Below are 20,820 nucleotides of genomic sequence, written 5' to 3'. Positions count from 1 at the left end.
TTTTAATATTTATCGATTAAATTTTCTATTTGCTCTTTTGAAGGAAACTGTATTACCATTCCTTTATCTCCAAAGAATTTCGCTAATACGTCTACTATTTTATTGATCTGTTCTGTATTGATCTTTGTGGTACTCTTAATGTCAAATAAGGCAATTTGAATAGGTCTCCAGATGAAATTCTTAACTAGGTCTGGCGTGTGCATCATACTAAGCTGTTGACCTTTTAAACCGTTGTAGGTAAACTCTTGGCCCATTTCATTTAGTTGACTTGAGATAATGGTAAAAAGCAGATGCAATGCGCTGTTTTGCCTTGACGTCCTAGTGTTCTTTTTTTCTAGTAGGTCAATGGTCTTGCCTTGCTTTAATAAGTGGTTAAACCTATCCTTAGCCTTTTCTACTTCGGTTTCATTCTGGAGGTTGTAGATCATTCTTCTATTATTTTGACATTTTCCAAAACCAAATTCCAAAACTTCTCTAACCTTTCTTCAAGTTGCTCTTGCATTATCATATCCCTTTCAATAGTGTAGATATGAATCTGCTTTTTAGGTGGAAACTCTGGGCAGTATGATATGTAATCGCACCAATCTTTATCACTTACAAACAGATGTCCTTGGTATTGCCATTTATAAGATGGATCTGAACCACCTCTTTTAATGTTTTTCCATTGAGTGTTAGGAATTACAGACTTAACCTCTATACATCCACGATCTCCCACCATTCCATCTGTACTATCTCCATAATTGCCATATTCTGTAAATCCACCGTTGGTAACACTATTAAAGGTTTCAAGTTCGTAACGCTCAATTGCCAAAGGCTCTAATTCGCTACCGCGTTCCATAAACTTATTTCTATAGCCTATCTCATCATGTTGACCTGTAACTATCTCTAGCGCTTTCTTTTCGGCATATTCCTTAGCTGGATTACCAAAGGCCTTTCCCATGTTTGCGCAGATCTTATCAAAATTTGATGAAGTGGCTTTCTTTAGTCTAAGGTTAAACCACTCATCGCTATTTTGAATAACATCATGCCATTTACGCTGTAAGTTGGAGTTCATGCTCTTTGCTTAGTTCATAGTGTTTACGGATTGAATCAGGCGTGGTCTTACCGCTCATTACTGCATCCTTGGCCTTTTTCCATTGTTCAGTATTAGGCAGCAGCTTTGGCTTTGTTGCTTGTGGCATCGTAGGTTTAATTCTTACACCGCCAACTATTTCACCTTTCATCTTTACACTTGCATCGATGTAGAGTTCGATAGTTAAACCGCTCCAATCCTCTACAAACTTGCTACCAGCAAACTTTGCTACTTGCTTTGAGTTAGTGGCATTAAGCACCAACGGTTTTATATCTTCTTTGAAATAAGCGATATTGGCATCAATTTTTTTTCCAGCTACTCTGGCGCCCATTTCTTGCTTAACTTCTTTGATGGTAAATACAAGGCGTTTTCCTTCTTCTACCATTTCTTCAAGATCCGCACTTCCTAAGTGATCGGATTTAAATACTGATCTGTAGTGGTGTTTTGTGTTGCTCATAATCTCAATTATTTAGACCTTTTATCTCTAAGGCTTTGTTATTTATCATTTCTATCCATGCGTTAAATTTGGATGGATCTCCTGGATTCCAGTTGTCGGGTATTTGGTTTACTGTAGTTCCCATTACTCTACCGTTTCAGGTTCGTTAATCTCAATATCTCCAGCCTTTAAAAAGCGCACTACAAAACGTTTATCGTCTCGAGACAACTCATTTAAGGTCTTGCCTTTGAATACCCACTTACCACCGATTAGCTTTGGTAGTTCTGGATTATCCCTATTCTCTAATTCATAGCTTTGTATGATTCCATTTTCAAAGGACTTATCCGCGTTCTTTAATGCAACGTTTAGAATCTTCTCGTATAACAAACGGTTGGCATCATCAACATTTACCCTACCTAGTCGGGCTTTTTTGGCTTGTGATTCGCTATACTCGCTTTTGTTGTAAGCCTTTTCCAGATCGCTTATGGTATTGGTGTATTTCATTAGAAACTCCACCAGCTTCTTTGAGGGTCTTTCTCCTATTGTCTCGTAGCTTAGGATCTTGTTGATCCTTTTTTGGTTCTGCATATCTATTTGTTTAGATCGTTAATATTTACGGCCAACCCAGCATCGATAAGACAGAAAACGTCGAAGTGCCATTCAAATAGTTTTTCAAAAACCTCATAAGGGACTGTTTTATCTTCAATTAATATCTCGTGAGATTCATATCCGTGACCAAATTGGAAATAACCAGTACTTGATTTTGAATAATTATGATAGTGCCAATACTTATTTAAAGGGTAAATGCTACAGTATGCCTTGTTATCAATCCCTTTATTAAGATCAGATATCGGTCTTAGGATTGGTTTTACATCTTCGTAATCAAATTCCCATTCATCTCGCATTATAACCCTATGCTTAGATAATGCGCGAACATCAAATGTCTCTTTTTGATTTTCATTATATAATTCAAGTGACGCTTGAGCTTTCAATCCATAAGGCAAATAAGGTGCGAGGTGTTTTAGTTCTAGTTGCATGCTATCTATTTAAAAGGATTATCATTGTTATAAGTATTCCCAAACCGTTGAGATACTTCTCTGGATCGTGCCGTGCCATTAGTTTTGCAACTACCAAAGCAGATCTAACATTAAGTTTCTTCATTATCGCGCGCTTGTGGTTTCTTACCGTGTCGTAAGCGATGAATAACTTATCCGCTATCTCATCCGCGCTTAGTCCGTCAACCCATTCCCAGGCGACCTCTAGTTCTCTATTTGATAAAGTGTTTACAGCGTCCATTAGGCAGGTTCTTTTAAGTGTTCAACATAAGGTCTTTCAGCATCGTCTATCATCTCATCTGCGAGTTCATCAAATCCAAGGTTTCTAGCGTGCTGGATTAGTTCTGTTCCTTTGATGATCATACCTAAGGAATCCAAAGAATCAAACTCTTTACGGATAAGGTCTTTTAGATATGATGCTGTTTGGGCGTTCATTAGTGTAGTAGTTTTAAAAGCCATGATTATTTATTTAAGGGTTAGTTATTATTGGTTTTCTAGTGCTTTGTTTCTCATTTCTTTCATATGATCAGATCTCCTATTTCGTTCTTTTTGGGTTAATTTTATTTTATAACCTTTTTTGTAGGGTCTGTTATTAGTTATTACGGTGTGTTCGCCATGATCTAAAACTTTTAGATTTGAAATTCTGTTGTCTGTTTTAACACCGTTAACGTGATGAACATCCTCACTTTTAAGTAATTTTCTTCCTAAGTGTTTTTCCATGATGTACCTATGCTCTTTATACTGTATTCCGTTTACCTTTATCTCCCTATACCCCTTAGCATTAATCCATCCTTTTCCCTTTCCTTTATTATAAGGGGTTAACTTCCTTATTTTATATCCACAACTTCTAGAACAAGCCCTTTGTATTTCTTTACTAGGCCTAAATTGTTTGCCACAACTCTCACATGTTTTATCAGCAATAGATCTATTTCTTCTACCTAGAGTATCAAGTAATTTATTTGACATGTTTTGATATTATTTGCTTTGCTTCATTACAACCTTTAGCCGCTTGTTTTATGATGTATTTTAGCATTAAAGGGCTATCTGCTATTAGTTGGCCGTTTGCTTTAGATTCAGAGTCTTTGCCATAAACTTCTGCAATACCCACAATTCCAATTTTTGAAATAACAGTACATAAAACACCGTATTCATTGGTGTAGGTTTCCTCTTTGTCAATAAACCAATCTTCTTTATTTCCTTTAAATTCTGTATTCATGATGCTATATTTTTTCGTTTAGTGTTTTGATTAGCAGCCTTGTTATTATAAAGGCTGCGATAATTGTTAGGATTATTAAGATTGCCATTACTAGAGTTCATCGTAATACTGTTCGCATATCTCATCACAGAAATCACCATCGTTTTCTACCTCTACAAATCCACAGTGCTTACACATATGCTGCTCCTTAATAGCAGGTAATTCATATGGGCTTTCGGTCTTCCAGCTGTCGTAATTCATAGTCTTTTAGTATTAAATCGTTTTGAACTTCTTTGTAATACCGTAGCTTTACCTTTAATTTGTGTATGTACGGCAACAAACACATGACAAATCTAAAACAAATAATACAAGTAAAACAACAAAGCGTACTAAATAACACAATTAATACGCTATTTGTATTAATTCTAAATAAGAAACCATGAGCAAAGAGGACCACTCCGACTACGTTAATCACTTAAAAGAGGTGCGTAAAAAGATGAAGCTGCAAGGCGTAACCTTTGCCAAACTAGCGGAATTACTGCCAGTTAAGCAGCAAGCGTTGAGTACGGCTTTTCAAAGGAATAGCGTACAGCCAGAATATCTGGAAATCATAGAGCGTGAGTTAGGAATGGACTCGGTTAATGAACCATCAGCAGAATATAAAACAACTAATACACCAGCTATAATTAATTATAAAGGCAAGGGAGTACCTTATTATGATGTGGATTTTTTAGGCGGCTTTGATGATCTAGGGAACGATCAAACCATTAGACCGTCATATTATATTGACCATCCAGCATATAATGATGCAGATTATTGGGTAAACGTAACCGGTAAGAGTATGAGCCCATTTATATCTCATGGCGATATGATCGCAGTAAGAACAGAGCATAACTGGAAAGACTTTTTGCTAGGTGGCGAGATATACGCAATTGTAACCGATACATTTAGAACGGTCAAGAAAGTAAGGGTTGATGATGGTAAGGATTATTTTACTTTGATACCACAGAACCAAAGCCCAGAATTTACGGAACAAAAAATACCGAAGAAATTAATTCGTTCGGTATTCAGAGTGATGGGATGCGAAAAGCGTTTCGTATAACTACCAGTCGTCCTTTTTAGTTTCTCCTTGTGATCCGCTCTTAATTATCAATGCTTCTAGGTTCATATAGTTTTCAAAAGCCTCTGGCATACCTTCAAACCTACTAGTTATCTTTCCGTTCTTTCTATAGAGCCCTTTTATTGTTTGGTCAAGATCATAACCAGCGCGCGTACCGTCTGAAAACTTAGACCTGGACTCCATATTTGAATAGGTAAGCCTCATTCTGCCGTCCTTAAAATCTATTGTCATTACATATCCCAGATAATAATCTGCTGATACCAGCATCGCTTTATAGGTCCATAGAGTAGGGGAAAACGCCTTATACCTTAAGGTTTCTCCTTCCATATCCAACAGTATAGCATTGTCAGGATTTACAAAGCGGTCCTGAAGATGCCTCTTTGCGTTTTGGTACAATTCCATTGCAGATCCTTCTGCCTCAATGACTATCTGTCCGTTGACTCCTTCACTGTTTACTGTAAACTTTTCCGTCAATTCTTGTGCATTAACTGACAAGCAGCTAATTAGAATCACTGTAAACAACGTATTAAATGTGTTAAACTGCATAGTCTTTTTGTATTATAAGTATTAATTGTATTAAATTCGTACCGTCAAGTATCGTTAAAATATTCTAATCTTTTAATGATTAGCCAATTCTACAAAGCTGCCTAAGATACTTGACATATTTAGGGCGGCTTTTTTGGCTTTTAAATGTACGTCAATAATATGGAAAGCTGGAAAGACATTAAAGGTTACGAAGGACTTTATCAAGTTTCGTCAATAGGAAGGGTTAAAAGTTTAGACAGGTTTGTTTCTAGAAAAAATCATCAGACTTATTTCAAAGGTAAGATTCTTAAACACCGTTCACGAAAGGATGGTTACTACCATGTAGCTCTATGTAAAAAGGGAAAAGTAAAAAATTTTGGAGTTCATCAATTAGTTGCTATGGCTTTTTTAGATCACACACCTTGTGGTTACAAGGTAGTTGTAGACCATATCAATAATGAAAAGTTGGATAACAGATATCAAAATCTGCAACTCATATCTACAAGAGAAAATTGCAGTAAGGACAAGTCAGGATATACTAGTAAATACATTGGTGTTCATAAACATCAATCATACAATAAATGGGTTGCTACAATTAGTGTAAGAGGAAAAAGCAAATACTTAGGCTATTACAATACTGAAAAGGAAGCCTCTATGGTCTACCAGAATCATTTAAAGTCAGTTGAATCAAATCTATAAATTAAAATATTATACCGATGGAAGGATTCACGAATACCACTACCTACAAAGAGTTTCTTCAATTGCAGATCCAAAAGGAACTTGAAAAGGCCAACTCATTACAAAACAACGCGCAGTAATGGATAATACGCTAGCAGTAATAAACGCAATAGGCAGTAGTGATCGATTTATCCTATTCAGAGAAAGTGGATTGGAAATAGAGGTGAACCTTAAAGACGGTAATCTAAAATCACCTTCAAAAGTGTTTAATGAAACCGATAGACAAGCGGTTATAGATTACTTAAACCCAGTACCAGAAAAACCAACAAAACTACTTACACAGTCTGATAGCATTTCCGCTCCAAAGACGGTAAGATGCCTTAATAACGGCAAGATATACCCATCATGCAAGGCAGCAGAAAAGGAGTTGTTTCTACCTAAAAACACGGTTTCACCAGTTGCAAGAGTAACTGATCGCATAAGGACCATACACGGCTACCAATTTGAATATGTCAACAACGATAAAAGAGCAACGGCATAACAACAATCAAATCATAGAATCATGGAAAACGAGATCAAATTAAACTACAGGGAAGTAGCAGTTTTAATGGGTCAAAAATCAACCGATGTAAAGGAAGAAATATTTGCCTCATTCTTTGTTGATGAGGCTAAGATAACACTTCAGCATCAAATGACTATTGAGGAATTAGAAGCCTACTATAAGCCTTTTAGATCAGTTGATTCCAGATATGATGGAAGAGGTTCTGTTGAGATTCATGTTCTTCTTAAGAAACCTGACTATAAAAAACACCTTAAGAGTTCATCTTTTGTAAAGACTGGAAAGTTCGCGGGTGGTGCTAGTTTATTTCTGAAAATATGTAGTGAAGAACAGCTTAAGCATATTTCAGAGGTTAACGATTCTTGGAAGGAATACAGAAAGAGCATTAAAAGACAAGCTGCGCAAAGACGAGAAGAGCTAAAGAGAGAAAGAGAGGCGGCATGAGTTACAGACCAGAATTAAGCGCGGTTCAAAATCTTGAATTGGTTGGAATAAAAGTACATCTGACAGACCGAAAAGGAACTGGACAAAGATTATCAAAAGACGGTAAGTCACTAGGGTATTATTCTGCTGATAAGGCTATGGAAACTTTTTGCGGAAAGCCAAAGGAATCACTATGAAACCACACGATCCAAAAAGGCTAAACAAGCTGCGTAAACAGCTTAAAGACAAAGCAGAAAGGGAAACACCCAAAAAGATCTGTTTAAAGAACCTGAAACGCTCTGTAAAGGCTATAAGAGCCACAGAGAACAACGCAACCCTATCAAGGTATATATCCGATAGGGAAATAGAGAAACTAACATTAAAAGACTTTGAGTAATGGCAAACATTGAAAACATAAACGGCTACGAATTAAGCAAGAATTGGTTTAACTGGAGTTTTGAGAACCCAGACAAGGTAAAGCCCATTCACACCGCTATATACTTTTTTGCCATACAACAATGTAATTCTTTGGGATGGAAGGAAAAATTTGGTTTCCCTAGTCAGGTTGCGATGGATGCCCTAGGTATAAGAAATTGGAAAACCTACTCGAAAGGGCTTAACGATTTAGTTGATTTTGGTTTCATCGAAATGATAGAATCAAGCAAAAACCAGCACACCTCAAACATCATTTCCTTATCTGGTGCTTATGTAAAAAATACCAAAGCACTTACCAAAGCAACGTCAAAGCACAGTACAAAGCAAGTCCAAAGCACACCACAAAGCATTGCTAGTATAGATAAACCAATAACAAAGAACCAAGAAGATGATGTAGAGCCATCATCGACAAAGGATGATTCTTTTAAACACGACAATACCCAAAAGATCTCTATCCAGAAATGGCGGGACACCTATCTCAAGGATGAGACTTTACTCAAAGCGGTATTATCCAACAAGCGAAACAAGTTTCACGGACTGGAAGATCTCAAAAACAAGATGCAGGACTTTGTATCCATCCGCATAGAGACTTCAAAATCAGTAAGCGACTTCCAAGAGTTCTGCAAGCATTTCAGAGATTGGGCAAAATACCAAGATAACTCTCTTGAAAAGGCAGTAGATAAAAACAACATCAACATTGGTTATGCTGAATTGGCGGATCGTGAGGAGCAGGAATACTTTGCCAAATACGCCAACTCGTGATCGTTCAGGATTTTATAGCGATAGGAGTACAGCCAAAAAACAATGGCACCCAGCAAAAGGTTAGATGCCCGAACTGTAAAGCTATAGGCAAAGAGAACTGGAAGGATGAGTGCCTAAGTATAAACCTATCCGACGGCCTTTACAATTGCCATAAATGCAGTTGGTCAGGAACAGTAGCAAAAACCCAAAAAGAAGAAACCGTGTATCAAACCCCAAAGCGTACCAACATCACGAAACTAAACACGCAGGGTCTGGACTTCTTTGTAAAGCGAGGCATAACCCAAGAGGTGATAAAAACCAACAAGATCCACAGCACCAAACAAGGCGATGCGGTGGTATTTCCCTATCTGGAAAACGGTAAGCTGGTAAACTACAAAACACGGTTTCTGGACCGTAAGGATTTTAGGCAGGCAAAGGATGCAAAGCCTATGATGTTTAACTATGATCGCATTTCCAGCGCAAAGGAAATTATCATTTGTGAGGGTGAGATAGATGCCATGAGTTTTGAGGTTGCGGGATTTGAATACCACACCAGCGTAAACCAGGGAGCGCCAAACGAGAACGATAAAAACATCGACGGCAAGCTGGAATGTATAGGCAATTGCTATGATGCCTTTGAGCAGGCAGAACTAATCTATATCGCAGTAGATAACGATCCCAATGGTCGCAGGCTGCAAAAGGAACTGATAAAGCGTTTCGGCTTTGAGAAATGCAAGTTAATTGATTTTGGTGATTGCAAGGATGCAAATGAGTATCTGCAAAAGCATGGAGCGGATAAGCTGGCAGAACTCAAAGCAACCGCAACCGATGTAAAAGTTGAGGGAATCTTTGACGTGTCGGACGTTAGGGAATCGATGCTGGATAGTTTTAGAAACGGCAAGCGTAGAGGTACTACAACCTATTTTCCACAGATAGACGAGGCGTGGACCCATAGGAGCGGTGAAGTAACCGTATGGACTGGATATGAAAACGAGGGTAAGTCAACCCTACTTAATCAACTGCTATTAATCAAGGCGGTTATGGAAGGTGATAAGACTGTTTTCTTTACTCCAGAGAACTTTCCCTTGGATGATTTCTACGATGAATTATCCGAAATGTTTTTGGGTAAGTCCGTAGATAGCCATTATTCTAATTGTGCTACAGAGGATGAGTACAAAGAGGCGCTAGATTTTTGCCAAGGTAAATTTTATGCGATCTATCCAAAGGAAGATTTTAAACTGGATTCAATCTTTGATCGCACCAGATACCTAGTCAGGCGTAAAGGCATAAGCCATTTAGTAATTGATCCATACAACACCATAGAGCATTTACAACGCAGCAACGAGCGCGAAGAACTCTATATCTCACGGTTTATGGCAACGCTTAAACGCTTTGCTATTGAGAATGATATATCTATCCATTTGGTAGCACACCAAAACAGCGCAAAGGTGGATCTAAAGACCGGTAACTTCTATCAACCTTGGAGCGCAAACATCAAAGGCGGTGCGGTGTTCGCTCAAAAGGCAGACAATGTCTGTTTTGTTCAAAGACCCAACATCAAAACGGATCGTAAAGATACCAGCGTACTTTTTGGAAGTCTCAAGGTAAAAAAGCAAAGGCTGGTAGGTATTCCGCAGAATATTGAAGGGATGGTTTATTTGAGAAACAAGGCAAGGTATTTCTTCAATGGCTTTAATCCTCTTAATGACGCCAGCACGGACAATATGCCAAATATTCCATTGGGTAATCCACAGATAGCGTTTGATAGTCCAGATGAGGCTAAGAAAGTGTTTGATGATCTAGGAGAGGACGATGACGGTTTGGCTTTCTAGTTATGGAAGTTCACGAGGCACTACCAAAGTGCATAAACAACGGACTGAAAGTATATCCAATCTATAAAAAGGGATTGATGTATGTAGCTGTAGAAAAGGAAGGTAAAATAAAGATGGGAACGATAGCCCACCATACACAAAAGAGTGCTCAAAAAGCAATTAAAGAAACGCTGGTTTATCTGGCTCAAAAATTAGAGGGATGAAAGAATTTAGAATGACAGTTGCACAAGTTGAAAAGGCTGCAAAAAAGTCTAGGTATTTACTTATGACGATTAGAGGTGGTTACCGTTTCGCTATAAATTCTGGAATCGTTGAGAAAGCTAGGTTAAAGGCTAAAGTTAAGAAAAATCACGTGACTGACTATATAGGTTACCGACCCATCGGATTGCACGAATATATCTCAAACAAAACCCCATTTATATGACAAATAACACAATATAACCAACTGATTTACAAACTAAATATGTATCTTTATGTCAACCAATGCTTTAAGTACTAACAAGGTGGTTTTATCCGATCTACAGCTTAATGAATTAGGCTTTAAAAAAGAGGAGTTAATGACAATGGATGAGGGCTATTATCAGGTCCACGCCATAACCAAAGACGACTCCTTTATCGAGATCACAAATGAGTTTAACAGCGATAAGAAATTGGTACAGCAGTACATGAATGTAAGAGTGGTTGAGGATGCAAAAAGGACTTACACCAATGAAGATTTAAAGGTTTTGATTAAGTACTTAGGGAAATGAGAAAGCACACTCAAATTTATATGGATGCTCTAGGGTTTGATAAGACCGACTTTATGCCGTGCGAGCTTTCTTGTCAGCAAGGAATCGATGTTCATCATGTTATTGGACGCGGTAAGGGTGGTGAAGATAGGATTGAAAACTTAATGCTTTTAACCAGAGAGTTGCACCACAAATTGGGGGACAAGAAGGAACACATGGTGTATTTACTAACCAAGCACATGAATTACCTAGCTGTTAACAGCGTGGATTTTGATATAAAATGGTTTGATGAGAAGATTAAATATTATAAAGCGATAGCGGTATGAGTTTGATTAAAATAGTGTTGTACGTAGTATTACTGATTGCTTTGACTATATGGATAGCACAGCCTAGTATAGATTTTAAGCCATTTAAAATTTCGTTTACCAATGGTTACTACGCTATTGGTTTCACTTTAGTTTTCATTGGATTGGGATTCATAAAATACCAAGGTCATCAAAATGGCAAGAAACAGGTTATGGAAGTTGTTGAGGAAATGATTAAAAGCGGAGATTTAAAATGACTGAAATAACACTAATAGACCTACATAAGCACTCATTAAACGAGATCTATGCCGGTAAGAGTTGGCACGCTAGGAAGAAAGACAAAGACACCTATGCGCTATTAATCAAAAGCCAGGTAAAGGAAGTCTTTACAAAAGATGCGGTTTATGAGGTGGACTATAAATTCTACTACAAGTCAAGACCGCTCGACTGTAGCAATGTAGTGTATAGTTTAAAGATGATAGAGGATGTATTATTTGAGGACGACAGCAACAAGATAGTAAGAAAGCTATCTATAACATCCGAGAAAGGACCAGAGGACAAGGTAACAATCAAAGTAAATAAAATAGCAGCGTAATGACAGCAAAACAGAAAGCAAAAGAGTTGGTGGAAAAATTCAATTACTACAACAATTGCCTATGCGGTACTGGAAAAGGTTGCGCAAGGTGTGAAGAAGGAATTGAAGATATGAAGGTGAGCGCTTTGATTTGTGTTGATGAGATGATTAAAGAGCAAGAAATGTGGCAAAACGGAAGTGTTGATCCTGTTAAATACTGGCAACAAGTCAAACAAGAAATACAGAAGCTATGACACTAGAAGAAGAATTTAAAAATCAGCACGGTTACAATGCTTACGAACAAAATAACTTAAGGCCAGAAGTTCCAAACGACTTTTATGTAGAGTGGTTAGAACATAAAGTTGAATTTCTAAGGTCAATAAATAAAACGCTTATGAATTCAAGCCTAAACCAAAACGCAACGAATAAAATAACAGAGTAATGAAAACCGAACAAGAATATCTAGAAATACAACAAAGTCTTAAGAATAAACAAGAGCCTATTCTGACTAGAAAAGAAAGGCGCAAAATGCTTAGGGAAAAGAAGTCAAGCAAGAAATAGAAAACTGTAACTGCGTAAAAGAATAGGGAATGAAGATACATAGATTTAAGAAAGTAGATAAATACAAACTTAGAAACATTATTGCCGAAGAGTTGGGTATAGATAAAAGCCACTACGGCTATTTTGATCTTGCTAGCCGTTTAGATAGAGAAGGCTTATATGTGGAGAGTAGAGGTAAAAAAACATCATTAATATGGCGTTTGACTGCTCCTTTATTTGTTGTTTACATAGCTTTTGTAATCCTCTATTTATTTACAATTGGATATATAATTACAGGTAGAGCATCTGTTAATTTTAATAGCCCAATTCAGAAAACTATTGATTACTGGTCAAAAAGAATATAGCTATGAAAAAAGACCAAGAGGATATACTTCTCTTTGATTGCAATACACAAACCTATAGCACTTGCGATTGCACAACACAATGTATTAACGGACACCCAGAGTTATGATAGAAGCTAAAGATTTAAGAATTGGAAACTATGTGATGCTAGCTGATAAAGGCTTGTATCAAATTGATTGCGGTCATGATATTGACGAGATAGATGGTTTTCCAGAGGGAGACACTTACTGCGAACCAATCCCACTAACAGAAAAGTGGTTGATTGATTTAGGCGCTCAAAGGATCGCTGGTTGGGATGATATGGTTTTCTACAGAGTTACAAATGGTAATCTATGTGCTGATGTTCAAGTATTGAGTGACGGTTTTGAAAACGATATGGATAAACTTATTTTTTCTGTTCACGAATATCAAAACTATATCTACTCAACAATAGGAAAGGAACTAACTCTAAACAAAAAGCCATGATAGATATAATAGTTTACACAATAGCAGCACTAACCCTAATACTAGTATTTGCTTATTTCATCCTATCACTAGGGCACAAGGCCATTGACTGGTATGTATTAAAAAGAAACCTAATAGTACACTTCTTTGAATACCAGGTACACCGTAAGAAGTTCAAGAGGTGGCTAGAGGCTAACGAGGGAATCAAAAGAAGGTAGTTATGGAATGGATAAGCGTAAATGATAGGTTGCCTGAAGATAAACAGCAAGTAATGGGATTTTTAGGAGATCATATTTCTGGTCGATACAACGACTTTAAGATGCTGCATTATTCATCCACAACAAAAGAATGGATAAATTGGGAAACTGGTGATAATGTAGAAGATGAAATGGATAGTGTTTTCTATTGGCAAGAATTACCAGAACCACCAACAAACTAACAGCAACAAGCAATAAAGAGTAAGAAGATGGCAGCACCATATACAGATGAAGAAAAGACGGCTTTTGTTGAGCAGATCATAACGCTCATCACACAAGGTAGTAGTATCTCTAAAGCATGTAAAGAGGTCGGTATAGCCACAAGTAGTTATATGTTATGGCTTAGCCGTTCGGAACAGTACGCGCGCGATCATGCACGTGCTATGGAGTCCAGAGCCGATGTTATTTTCGAGGAAATCATAGAGATAGCCGATAGCACCGAAAACGATATTATTACCAATGAAGAAGGTAGGGAGATCACTAACCACAACGTTATCCAGCGCGATAGGTTGAGGGTAGATGCTCGTAAATGGGTTGCTGCAAAGATGAACCCTAAGAAGTACAGCGACAAGTATAGTGTAGACCACACGACTAAAGGAGAAAGCATAAGTCAAGTAACTAGGACAATTGTAGATCCTCATGGAACTTGATATAAAAACGCCTAGATGGGCATTACCACTACTAGAGCCTAAACGCTATAAAGGCGTAAAGGGTGGTCGTGGTTCTGGAAAGTCTCACACGCTTGCGGAAAATGCAGTCGAGCGCATGGTAATGAATCCAAACACATCAATCGTATGTATTCGTGAGATCCAAAAGAGTTTAAAGTTTTCGGCAAAGAAAGTAATTGAAGATAAGATACGCTCAATGGGTGTATCTCATTTGTTTGATATTACCCTAAACGAGATAAGAGCGGTAAACGGTAGTGGCATAATGATCTTCCAAGGGATGCAGGACCACACCGCAGATAGTATTAAATCGCTAGAAGGCTTTGATATTGCATGGGTAGAGGAGGCGCACTCACTAAGTAAGAAGTCGCTAAGGCTATTAAGGCCAACGATAAGAGCGCAGGATAGCGAACTTTGGTTTAGTTGGAATCCCAATATGCCAACGGATGCCGTGGATGATTTCTTCGAGGGCAACCCACCTAACAGCGTACTGATCCACGTAAACATATTTGACAATCCATTTGCACCGCAAACACTTATCGATGAGATGGAAGCAGATAGGGCTAGGTTAGATCCAGAAGATTTTGCTCACATATGGCTAGGTGAATATAATCTACAGTCAGACACTCTTGCCTTTCCACCTAGTAAACTCAACAGGTTCAAGATGGATGATCTTAACCTAGACAACGTATCAACCAAAATAGGGTTTATTGACGTGGCAAACCAGGGCGAGGACAAGTTATGCTTTCCCATTGGTTATGTGATAGGTGAGTATTGCTACATAGTTGACGTTCTATTTAGTGGTGAAGGAATGGAATACACCGTACCGGCATCCGCTCAAAAGATCAAACAGCACAAGATGAATAGCGTAATAGTAGAAACCAACTCATTCGGGATCTCATTCTACAACGATCTTAACAGCATGGTATCTATTGACGTTCAAGGCATCTATGAGACTGGAAACAAGCACCAGCGCATCATAGGAGAGCGTTACAATGTAATGAAGTACCTAGTGTTTCGTAATGACTACGAGCAAGGTAGCGAGTATGATCTATACATGAAAGAGATTATGCAATACACCAAGAGCGGTAAGACTGAAAGCGGTAAACCTATCAAACACGACGATGCTCCTGATGCAACAACGGGCTTATCCATCTTTAGGCGTGAAATGTTAGAAGGGTGAATATAGGTGCTCCGATTTGTATCCACGCGGTGGGGAAAGTTAACTTTAGTATTGATAATCAAATAGTTAATACGGTGCTCCGAATCGGTTAAAATTCATTAAATTAGTGGTATGAATGACTTTGTAGATCGTACTTTAATCAAACTCAAAAGAGAGTACAGTAAAGATGAAACCGTTGCAGCATTAACAAAGAAGCTGCGAGAAGTCGAGATTGAACTTGGTAAGGCTAATGCTTATATTTCAGAGTTAGAGGATGAGAGGCACAAGAAAAGCCTAATGACTGGCGGTGAGATCTGGTTTAAGAAGTACATTAAACTAAAAGAACGTTTTGATAAATTAAATTAGTGGTATGGAAGAGAGTAGAAACAACAAAAGATGCCCTATAGGCGATAAGATGAGAGCAGCTTGTATTGAGGTTAGTATCTCAATGGGTTATTTAACTGATTCATTAAACGAGTTATCTGAAAACAGTTTAATTCAAGAGGTTAACGAGATAATCAATAAGTGATGGATTGGATTAAAATAGATAAAAACAATCTTGTGGATGATAGAGAGGTTTTAGCAGCAAATTTTGAGCCTAGAACATTTGGATACCAAGAGAAAATTATAGGCTATCTAAGTATTGATGACGGCAAGATTACTTGCGTAAATGAATACCAAATATTACAAGATACAACCCATTACATAGACATAGATTTGTTTGATTTAAAACAATAATCAAACTTCCTGACCACCGAAAGGGTAAGCGTTAGAGTAGTAAAGATTGCGTAATGCGTGATCGGCAAGCCACCTCAAAAGGGTGGTTTTTTTATTGCATACAAAATAAATAACACAAAAATGTTAAAGTTTGTGATAAATAGCTAATTTATATTCGTTCTAAATAAGAAATAAATCGTAACTTCGCTCTTTATAAGTCTCTTATATGGGTTTAGGTCAATGGTTATTTGGTGATTTTAAAGCTACACGGCACACCGACGGCTCTATCTTCTATGAGATAGGACACCAGAAACATAGCTTTGACGGTTATACTAACCTTGACGTTGCATTAAAGAACCCTTTGCTCTTTGGCTTAATCGATAAGATTGCTTCGTCGTTGGCACAAACAGAGTTCTACATAGGAGATTTGGATAACCCTACACCAGATCCCTTAACGGATCTAATCAACAACCCTAACGACTACCAATCAAAAGAGGACTTCTGGAGAGAGTACGTTTTTCTCCGCATTTCGGATGGTTTCGTATTTCAGGCGCCAATTGGTGCTGAAGGTTTTGAGGACAAGATAGATAGCGTTGACAGCATCTACAATCTCAATACAAAGCACATCACCTATGATAATACTACGTTCCAGACAAAGCTGCTAACTAGAAAGCAGATCCAGGAGCGGCAAGTGAAATTTAGGTACAAGATTGACAACAACGTAAACAGGGCTTTCGACGTATCTCAAATCATTCCATTCTTTGACGTGGCTAACGGTGTCTGCGAGGACTTTCTACTGCGTAGCCCGTCAAAACTGGATAGTGTTTTAATGCCTGCGGTTAATATGCTTAAGGCATTTGAAGCGCAGAACATCATCATAAAGAGCAACGGACGAGAAATGTTCTTTAGTGAAAAGAAAACTAAGGAGTTAGGAATAGCTAAGCCGATAGGATCTGACGATAAGCAAGAGATTCAGCGTAAGAACGCTCAATACGGAATGCAAAGAGGGCAAAACCGTTCCATGTTCCTAAACGGTGAGACTGGATGGAAGTCTTTACATATCCCAATGAAGGATCTAGGATTCCAAGAAGTAATGGAAACCACCGCAGGAGCAATTGCAGCAGCTTTAAATATACCTAGATCACTATTACCCATATTCGACAATCCAAAGTACGAGAACCAAAAGGAAGCTGAAATATCGCTGATACAGACGATTACAGAACCAATGGCAGCCGATATATGCGGGTCCTATAGTTCCTACTTTGGGTATGAAGGAGACAAGAAATTAAAGTATAGTGTGGATCACCTAGCACCGATGCAGCACATAGAGCAGATCAAGGTAAGGAAGTTCCTTGATGTAAGTACAGCTTATAGAAACCTGCAAACTGCTGGATTCACACCAGATCAATCACAAGAACTTGCTCAATCAATGGGCGTAACATTTGGAGACGATGAGTAGATACTTGCCTAACAGCCGTAAAAGATCAATAAAAGAAAGATCTAGAGTATTATTCTTTCATTTTCAACTATGTGTAAACATTATAGGGCTACCTGTTTATTACCAAGTAACGGCAGCAGGAACACAAATAATAACACCATGAGTGATAAGATAACCAAGAAGCGGTTAAAGGAACTCAAGACCGCAAAGCAGAACAAGATCGACAACAACGAAATAATTAGGAAAGATGGATATCCAGAAAATAAAAGACATACTAGCAAATAAAAAAGAGGTGATATCCCTTAAGAAAGCTGCTGTTAAGTTTTCTGATGGATGGTCTACTCCTGCTATTGTCGTAAAGTCAAGCGCAACCAAAGCGGATAACTCCGAAGATAATGGAATCATTACGCGCGACATCATAGGTAATACTAATTACTGGATGGATAGCCACGAGGACGTTCATGTGCCTGGCAACTGGAGCAAAACCATTTCAGATGGTGGTAAGAAATTCCACTTGCACGATCACAAGTTTGAGTTAATGGCGCAAGTAGGGAAGTTTAATAGCTTGGAAGAGCGCCAGATCGCATGGAAGGATCTAGGAGTAAACAAAGAAGGGTTTACATCGTCTCTTGTTGCTAATACATCAATCCTAAAGAGTCTAAACGAGAAGATCTACAATGCGTACAAGAGCGGAGAGATCGACCAGCACAGCGTAGGTATGCGTTATGTAAAATTAGAATTTGCCGTTAATCCAGCAGCAGTTAAAAGCGAAGAAGATAACGCTAATTGGAACGAGATATATCCACTATTGGGAAACCCAGAGAGAGCAGATGAAAAGGGTTATTTCTTCATAGCAAGGGAAACAAAATTAGTAGAAATAAGCGCGGTGTTGATGGGTAGTAACTCACTTACACCAACGCTAGAAAGTAAACAAGAGCCGTCTAAAGACACTCTTGCCGAATCCGAAGCCGCGAAAGCACTTCAACTTAATCAATTTATTAACCTAGTAAAACTCTAAACGATGTCAGAAATCAAGACACCAGAGCAGATAGCAGAGGACTTAAACAAGTCTATCGCTACATTCAAAGAGCAAGTTGACAAAGCGGCTACAAAAGAAGAAATCGCGGCTGTTAACGAGGCTATTGAAACATTTAAAAACGAGCAAAACGCCAAGCTCGAAGGATTGGCTACAAGCAAAGCATTGAAAGAATTGGAAGATCGCGCAATCGCACAAGGCAAAGCAATCACCGAGTTAAAGTCAGGTGGTAAAGCAACTGTAAAAACTCTTGCAGCCGAGTTCATTGAAAAGAAAGATGCAATTAAAGACATCGCACGTGGTGGTCATGGAGAGGTTGAGATAAAAGCCTTAACCACTAGAGGATCCATCACTAACAACGCTTCAGGTTTCTTTTTACCAGAAATAGGACAGTTAGGAGTAAAGGAAAGAAGCCTTTACAACGTTCTACCTAAGGTGAATGTATCTGACAGTAACAATGGCGGTACTATTCGTTACCGTGATTGGGATGAGGCTACAATCGTACGTGCGGCTGCAATGGTTGCAGAAGGAGCAGCTTTCCCAGAATCCAAAGCAGCCTTTGAGTGGTACACTAAAGACTTGCGTAAAGTAGGAGACACCTTGCCAGTAACAGAGGAGTTTTTCGAGGATGAGGCACAAGCAGCAGCAGAACTTGATATGTTCCTTACGGTAAACGTAGAGACTGAAATAGACAGTCAATTAGTAAATGGAGATAATACAGGTCAAAACCTTGACGGTATCTTCAATTCTTCTCCAGCCTATACGCCAGTTGCAAGCGGTATCGCTTCGGCTAACCTTAAGGATCTAGCTATTAAAGTTAGAAACGACATTACACGTTCAAGAGGATCTAAGTATCGTCCTGACATGATGTTGGTTAGTTCTAGCACTATGGAAGGTTTGGTATTGGCTAAAGATGCCAACAACAACTACATATTTGATGAGAACACCGGTACTCTAGGTGGTCTTGCCGTTGTAGTTGATGAGAATACACCAGACAACGCTATCGTAGTTGGAGACAGACGTTATGCCAGAATCTACGAGAAAACAGGACTTGCTATCTCTAGAGGTATGGTTAACAACCAATTCAATGAGGATGAAATGACATTGAAGGCTAGAAAACGTCTTTTATTGTTGATTCGTGAGGTTGACAAAACTGGTTTCCGTAAGGTAACTGATGTCGATGCAGCATTAACAACGTTATCCGCAGCGGTAGCATAATCCAATAAACCATGAAACTAACTTTTAAAAAGGATTATTCTGTTTATAAGAAAGGTGAAGATGCTGTTATTGATAACAGTATGCTAGCTGCAAACCTGATTAGAAAGGGAGTTGCAGAAGTTTATAAGGAGAAGAAACCTAAAGCTAAAAAGAAGTAAAATGATAATAAACGCTACATATTTTAATAGTGGATCGCTTCACATTCCCAATGGTCAGATTGTATCTAGAAATAGAAACGAGACTGACACGGTTAGTGATTTGGATAAGGCTATTAAGGTACATGAGCGTGTATTACTTATCAATGCTTTAAATCCTACTTTGTGGCAAGCCATTGAAGATCGTTATAGTCCAGAGGGTGTGTTAGATACTGACGCACCCGACTGGATTAAAGATCTAGTCAATGGTAAGACCTATGAGATAGACGGCAATAGTTTTGTATGGGATGGACTTAAGGATGCAAATTCTTGTCTTGTCTACTACGTGTTTTCCAAGTATTTAGAAGATGATCTATACTCCTATCAGGTAGGCGGTGTATCTAAACTTCAAAACAAGGGATCGGAAAGAGTAGACAGCGGTCCATTATACCAAGATCGCTGGAATGAATTTGTATCTAAATACCAATCCAATAACTACAATCAACACTATCCAATAGTTAGAGAGTATAGGAGCGGAACTCTTTTAGATTACTACAATTCAGATATTAAAGGCGGTATTGTTCCACTATTAAAGTTTATTGAGGACTACGAGACACTTAATCCAGGCACTTATAGCAATCTGGTAAACAAATGCTATGAGCGCGTTAATTCCTTTGGGTTATGATAGTTATAGAGGACATATTGGAAAAGGTGGTTAATGGTCTGTCAGAGGTCAACCTAGGGGATAATAGGGTACAGTTTCCAGTCTTTGGATGGGGAAACAAGGATGAACTCAATAGATATCTAGAAGAACATCAGGATAAGTCTTATCCTCTTATATGGCTCATGCCAAACAATAAGAACTATTCGGTAAAACGTGTCTCTCAAAGATCAGAATTTATAATCGCTGTCAACCACACAAAGGAAGAAATCGATTTGATGAACGATCAGAGGATGGATCTGGTATTTAAGACAATCCTTTACCCACTAATGGAGAACTTCTTAAAAGGTATCAACCAAAGCCGCAACGCTACGTTTGATAATACCGGTTTTGATGTATTCGACTATCCCAACTACAAAACAAGTGGAGATAACGACGTAGTTCATTTATGGGATGCCTTAACGCTGACCATCGATGCAACTTATTTAAACAACTGCAAATCATAAG

41 protein-coding genes are annotated in these 20,820 nt (G+C 38.3%); 30 read left to right on the top strand and 11 right to left on the bottom strand.

Annotation, left to right across the window (positions count from 1 at the left end; translation table 11 throughout):
* Window positions 1–2: 2 nt before the first annotated feature.
* The 10 genes from AAU57_RS12150 to AAU57_RS15100 form a co-directional block, all read right to left on the bottom strand.
* Window positions 3–428, bottom strand: a complete 426-nt coding sequence (locus tag AAU57_RS12150) for a hypothetical protein (protein ID WP_055413166.1) — start codon at window positions 426–428, stop codon at window positions 3–5.
* Window positions 425–1,054, bottom strand: a complete 630-nt coding sequence (locus tag AAU57_RS12145) for a lambda exonuclease family protein (RefSeq protein ID WP_082438624.1) — start codon at window positions 1,052–1,054, stop codon at window positions 425–427. The genes AAU57_RS12150 and AAU57_RS12145 overlap by 4 nt, the downstream gene beginning before the upstream one ends.
* Window positions 1,032–1,529: a hypothetical protein gene (locus AAU57_RS12140; RefSeq protein ID WP_055413164.1), complete on the bottom strand. Its 498-nt coding sequence runs from the start codon at window positions 1,527–1,529 to the stop codon at window positions 1,032–1,034. Before AAU57_RS12140 ends, AAU57_RS12145 begins: the two co-directional genes overlap by 23 nt.
* 123 nt (window positions 1,530–1,652) lie before the next feature.
* Window positions 1,653–2,096: a hypothetical protein gene (locus AAU57_RS12135; RefSeq protein WP_055413163.1), complete on the bottom strand. Its 444-nt coding sequence runs from the start codon at window positions 2,094–2,096 to the stop codon at window positions 1,653–1,655.
* Window positions 2,097–2,098: 2 nt separating this feature from the next.
* A complete protein-coding gene (locus AAU57_RS12130; RefSeq protein ID WP_055413162.1) occupies window positions 2,099–2,545 on the bottom strand; it encodes a hypothetical protein in 447 nt (148 codons plus the stop codon).
* A gap of 1 nt (window position 2,546) precedes the next feature.
* Window positions 2,547–2,804 carry a helix-turn-helix domain-containing protein gene (locus AAU57_RS12125; protein ID WP_055413161.1) on the bottom strand — a complete coding sequence of 86 codons (258 nt, stop codon included), beginning with the start codon at window positions 2,802–2,804 and terminating at the stop codon, window positions 2,547–2,549.
* The gene (locus AAU57_RS12120) at window positions 2,804–3,022 is read right to left on the bottom strand and encodes a hypothetical protein (RefSeq protein WP_197275411.1); all 219 of its coding nucleotides are present in this window, start codon (window positions 3,020–3,022) and stop codon (window positions 2,804–2,806) included. The genes AAU57_RS12125 and AAU57_RS12120 overlap by 1 nt, the downstream gene beginning before the upstream one ends.
* A 24-nt stretch (window positions 3,023–3,046) precedes the next feature.
* A complete protein-coding gene (locus AAU57_RS12115; protein ID WP_055413159.1) occupies window positions 3,047–3,529 on the bottom strand; it encodes an HNH endonuclease in 483 nt (160 codons plus the stop codon).
* On the bottom strand, window positions 3,519–3,779 hold the full coding sequence (locus tag AAU57_RS12110) for a hypothetical protein (RefSeq protein WP_055413158.1): 261 nt from the start codon (window positions 3,777–3,779) through the stop codon (window positions 3,519–3,521). The genes AAU57_RS12115 and AAU57_RS12110 overlap by 11 nt, the downstream gene beginning before the upstream one ends.
* A 90-nt stretch (window positions 3,780–3,869) precedes the next feature.
* Window positions 3,870–4,019: a hypothetical protein gene (locus AAU57_RS15100; RefSeq protein WP_156340148.1), complete on the bottom strand. Its 150-nt coding sequence runs from the start codon at window positions 4,017–4,019 to the stop codon at window positions 3,870–3,872.
* A 178-nt stretch (window positions 4,020–4,197) separates the two neighbouring features.
* On the opposite strand from AAU57_RS15100, the gene AAU57_RS12105 reads away from it, so the two are divergent.
* Window positions 4,198–4,860: a helix-turn-helix transcriptional regulator gene (locus tag AAU57_RS12105; RefSeq protein ID WP_055413157.1), complete on the top strand. Its 663-nt coding sequence runs from the start codon at window positions 4,198–4,200 to the stop codon at window positions 4,858–4,860.
* Here AAU57_RS12105 and AAU57_RS12100 read toward each other — a convergent pair whose 3' ends face one another.
* The gene (locus AAU57_RS12100; protein ID WP_055413156.1) at window positions 4,861–5,424 is read right to left on the bottom strand and encodes a hypothetical protein; all 564 of its coding nucleotides are present in this window, start codon (window positions 5,422–5,424) and stop codon (window positions 4,861–4,863) included. It abuts the gene before it with no gap.
* Between the two features lie 159 nt (window positions 5,425–5,583).
* On the opposite strand from AAU57_RS12100, the gene AAU57_RS12095 reads away from it, so the two are divergent.
* The 29 genes from AAU57_RS12095 (at window position 5,584) to AAU57_RS11970 (ending at window position 20,819) form a co-directional block, all read left to right on the top strand.
* Window positions 5,584–6,102 (top strand): NUMOD4 domain-containing protein, encoded by a 519-nt coding sequence (locus AAU57_RS12095; RefSeq protein ID WP_055413155.1) that lies wholly within the window; start codon window positions 5,584–5,586, stop codon window positions 6,100–6,102.
* A gap of 118 nt (window positions 6,103–6,220) precedes the next feature.
* Window positions 6,221–6,622: a hypothetical protein gene (locus AAU57_RS12090; protein ID WP_055413154.1), complete on the top strand. Its 402-nt coding sequence runs from the start codon at window positions 6,221–6,223 to the stop codon at window positions 6,620–6,622.
* A 21-nt stretch (window positions 6,623–6,643) separates the two neighbouring features.
* Window positions 6,644–7,084, top strand: a complete 441-nt coding sequence (locus AAU57_RS12085; RefSeq protein WP_055413153.1) for a hypothetical protein — start codon at window positions 6,644–6,646, stop codon at window positions 7,082–7,084.
* Window positions 7,081–7,260: a hypothetical protein gene (locus tag AAU57_RS15095; RefSeq protein ID WP_156340145.1), complete on the top strand. Its 180-nt coding sequence runs from the start codon at window positions 7,081–7,083 to the stop codon at window positions 7,258–7,260. Before AAU57_RS12085 ends, AAU57_RS15095 begins: the two co-directional genes overlap by 4 nt.
* Window positions 7,257–7,460 carry a hypothetical protein gene (locus AAU57_RS15270; RefSeq protein ID WP_055413152.1) on the top strand — a complete coding sequence of 68 codons (204 nt, stop codon included), beginning with the start codon at window positions 7,257–7,259 and terminating at the stop codon, window positions 7,458–7,460. The genes AAU57_RS15095 and AAU57_RS15270 overlap by 4 nt, the downstream gene beginning before the upstream one ends.
* Window positions 7,460–8,260 (top strand): hypothetical protein, encoded by an 801-nt coding sequence (locus AAU57_RS12075; protein ID WP_055413151.1) that lies wholly within the window; start codon window positions 7,460–7,462, stop codon window positions 8,258–8,260. Before AAU57_RS15270 ends, AAU57_RS12075 begins: the two co-directional genes overlap by 1 nt.
* Window positions 8,257–10,071: a DnaB-like helicase C-terminal domain-containing protein gene (locus AAU57_RS12070; RefSeq protein ID WP_055413150.1), complete on the top strand. Its 1,815-nt coding sequence runs from the start codon at window positions 8,257–8,259 to the stop codon at window positions 10,069–10,071. The genes AAU57_RS12075 and AAU57_RS12070 overlap by 4 nt, the downstream gene beginning before the upstream one ends.
* A gap of 77 nt (window positions 10,072–10,148) precedes the next feature.
* On the top strand, window positions 10,149–10,274 hold the full coding sequence (locus tag AAU57_RS15320; RefSeq protein WP_262491940.1) for a hypothetical protein: 126 nt from the start codon (window positions 10,149–10,151) through the stop codon (window positions 10,272–10,274).
* Window positions 10,271–10,495: a hypothetical protein gene (locus AAU57_RS12060; protein ID WP_055413148.1), complete on the top strand. Its 225-nt coding sequence runs from the start codon at window positions 10,271–10,273 to the stop codon at window positions 10,493–10,495. Before AAU57_RS15320 ends, AAU57_RS12060 begins: the two co-directional genes overlap by 4 nt.
* A 49-nt stretch (window positions 10,496–10,544) precedes the next feature.
* On the top strand, window positions 10,545–10,820 hold the full coding sequence (locus AAU57_RS12055; RefSeq protein WP_055413147.1) for a hypothetical protein: 276 nt from the start codon (window positions 10,545–10,547) through the stop codon (window positions 10,818–10,820).
* A complete protein-coding gene (locus AAU57_RS12050) occupies window positions 10,817–11,125 on the top strand; it encodes an HNH endonuclease signature motif containing protein (RefSeq protein ID WP_055413146.1) in 309 nt (102 codons plus the stop codon). Before AAU57_RS12055 ends, AAU57_RS12050 begins: the two co-directional genes overlap by 4 nt.
* On the top strand, window positions 11,122–11,361 hold the full coding sequence (locus tag AAU57_RS12045) for a hypothetical protein (protein WP_055413145.1): 240 nt from the start codon (window positions 11,122–11,124) through the stop codon (window positions 11,359–11,361). Before AAU57_RS12050 ends, AAU57_RS12045 begins: the two co-directional genes overlap by 4 nt.
* Window positions 11,358–11,699: a hypothetical protein gene (locus tag AAU57_RS12040; protein ID WP_055413144.1), complete on the top strand. Its 342-nt coding sequence runs from the start codon at window positions 11,358–11,360 to the stop codon at window positions 11,697–11,699. Before AAU57_RS12045 ends, AAU57_RS12040 begins: the two co-directional genes overlap by 4 nt.
* Entirely contained in the window at window positions 11,699–11,932 is a 234-nt protein-coding gene (locus AAU57_RS12035) for a hypothetical protein (protein WP_055413143.1), read from the top strand. Before AAU57_RS12040 ends, AAU57_RS12035 begins: the two co-directional genes overlap by 1 nt.
* A complete protein-coding gene (locus AAU57_RS12030) occupies window positions 11,929–12,120 on the top strand; it encodes a hypothetical protein (RefSeq protein ID WP_055413142.1) in 192 nt (63 codons plus the stop codon). Before AAU57_RS12035 ends, AAU57_RS12030 begins: the two co-directional genes overlap by 4 nt.
* 148 nt (window positions 12,121–12,268) lie before the next feature.
* Window positions 12,269–12,583: a hypothetical protein gene (locus tag AAU57_RS12025; RefSeq protein ID WP_055413141.1), complete on the top strand. Its 315-nt coding sequence runs from the start codon at window positions 12,269–12,271 to the stop codon at window positions 12,581–12,583.
* 103 nt (window positions 12,584–12,686) lie between these two features.
* The gene (locus AAU57_RS12020) at window positions 12,687–13,046 is read left to right on the top strand and encodes a hypothetical protein (RefSeq protein WP_055413140.1); all 360 of its coding nucleotides are present in this window, start codon (window positions 12,687–12,689) and stop codon (window positions 13,044–13,046) included.
* A gap of 199 nt (window positions 13,047–13,245) precedes the next feature.
* Entirely contained in the window at window positions 13,246–13,464 is a 219-nt protein-coding gene (locus tag AAU57_RS12010; protein ID WP_055413138.1) for a DUF551 domain-containing protein, read from the top strand.
* A gap of 27 nt (window positions 13,465–13,491) precedes the next feature.
* The gene (locus tag AAU57_RS14895; RefSeq protein ID WP_082438622.1) at window positions 13,492–13,932 is read left to right on the top strand and encodes a hypothetical protein; all 441 of its coding nucleotides are present in this window, start codon (window positions 13,492–13,494) and stop codon (window positions 13,930–13,932) included.
* Window positions 13,922–15,130, top strand: coding sequence for a PBSX family phage terminase large subunit (locus tag AAU57_RS14890; protein WP_082438621.1), 1,209 nt, complete (start codon window positions 13,922–13,924; stop codon window positions 15,128–15,130). Before AAU57_RS14895 ends, AAU57_RS14890 begins: the two co-directional genes overlap by 11 nt.
* 111 nt (window positions 15,131–15,241) lie before the next feature.
* Complete coding sequence (locus AAU57_RS12000) at window positions 15,242–15,475, top strand: hypothetical protein (protein ID WP_055413137.1); 234 nt, start codon at window positions 15,242–15,244, stop codon at window positions 15,473–15,475.
* Between the two features lie 4 nt (window positions 15,476–15,479).
* Window positions 15,480–15,638, top strand: a complete 159-nt coding sequence (locus AAU57_RS15090) for a hypothetical protein (protein WP_156340142.1) — start codon at window positions 15,480–15,482, stop codon at window positions 15,636–15,638.
* Window positions 15,638–15,847, top strand: a complete 210-nt coding sequence (locus AAU57_RS11995) for a hypothetical protein (protein ID WP_055413136.1) — start codon at window positions 15,638–15,640, stop codon at window positions 15,845–15,847. Before AAU57_RS15090 ends, AAU57_RS11995 begins: the two co-directional genes overlap by 1 nt.
* 205 nt (window positions 15,848–16,052) lie before the next feature.
* The gene (locus AAU57_RS11990) at window positions 16,053–17,285 is read left to right on the top strand and encodes a phage portal protein (RefSeq protein WP_055413135.1); all 1,233 of its coding nucleotides are present in this window, start codon (window positions 16,053–16,055) and stop codon (window positions 17,283–17,285) included.
* A gap of 226 nt (window positions 17,286–17,511) precedes the next feature.
* Entirely contained in the window at window positions 17,512–18,282 is a 771-nt protein-coding gene (locus AAU57_RS11985) for a hypothetical protein (RefSeq protein WP_055413134.1), read from the top strand.
* Window positions 18,283–18,285: 3 nt separating this feature from the next.
* Window positions 18,286–19,518, top strand: coding sequence for a phage major capsid protein (locus tag AAU57_RS11980; RefSeq protein WP_055413133.1), 1,233 nt, complete (start codon window positions 18,286–18,288; stop codon window positions 19,516–19,518).
* A gap of 11 nt (window positions 19,519–19,529) precedes the next feature.
* On the top strand, window positions 19,530–19,676 hold the full coding sequence (locus AAU57_RS15085; protein WP_156340140.1) for a hypothetical protein: 147 nt from the start codon (window positions 19,530–19,532) through the stop codon (window positions 19,674–19,676).
* A 1-nt stretch (window position 19,677) separates the two neighbouring features.
* Window positions 19,678–20,337: a hypothetical protein gene (locus AAU57_RS11975; RefSeq protein WP_055413132.1), complete on the top strand. Its 660-nt coding sequence runs from the start codon at window positions 19,678–19,680 to the stop codon at window positions 20,335–20,337.
* Complete coding sequence (locus tag AAU57_RS11970) at window positions 20,334–20,819, top strand: hypothetical protein (protein WP_055413131.1); 486 nt, start codon at window positions 20,334–20,336, stop codon at window positions 20,817–20,819. The genes AAU57_RS11975 and AAU57_RS11970 overlap by 4 nt, the downstream gene beginning before the upstream one ends.
* The last annotated feature ends 1 nt before the right edge of the window (window position 20,820 follow it).

It is taken from the genome of Nonlabens sp. YIK11 (genome assembly GCF_001413925.1).
Classification (GTDB): Bacteria; Bacteroidota; Bacteroidia; order Flavobacteriales; family Flavobacteriaceae; genus Nonlabens.
The sequence above is the reverse complement of the archived record's forward strand: the minus strand, read 5'-3'. Positions and strand labels throughout refer to the sequence as shown.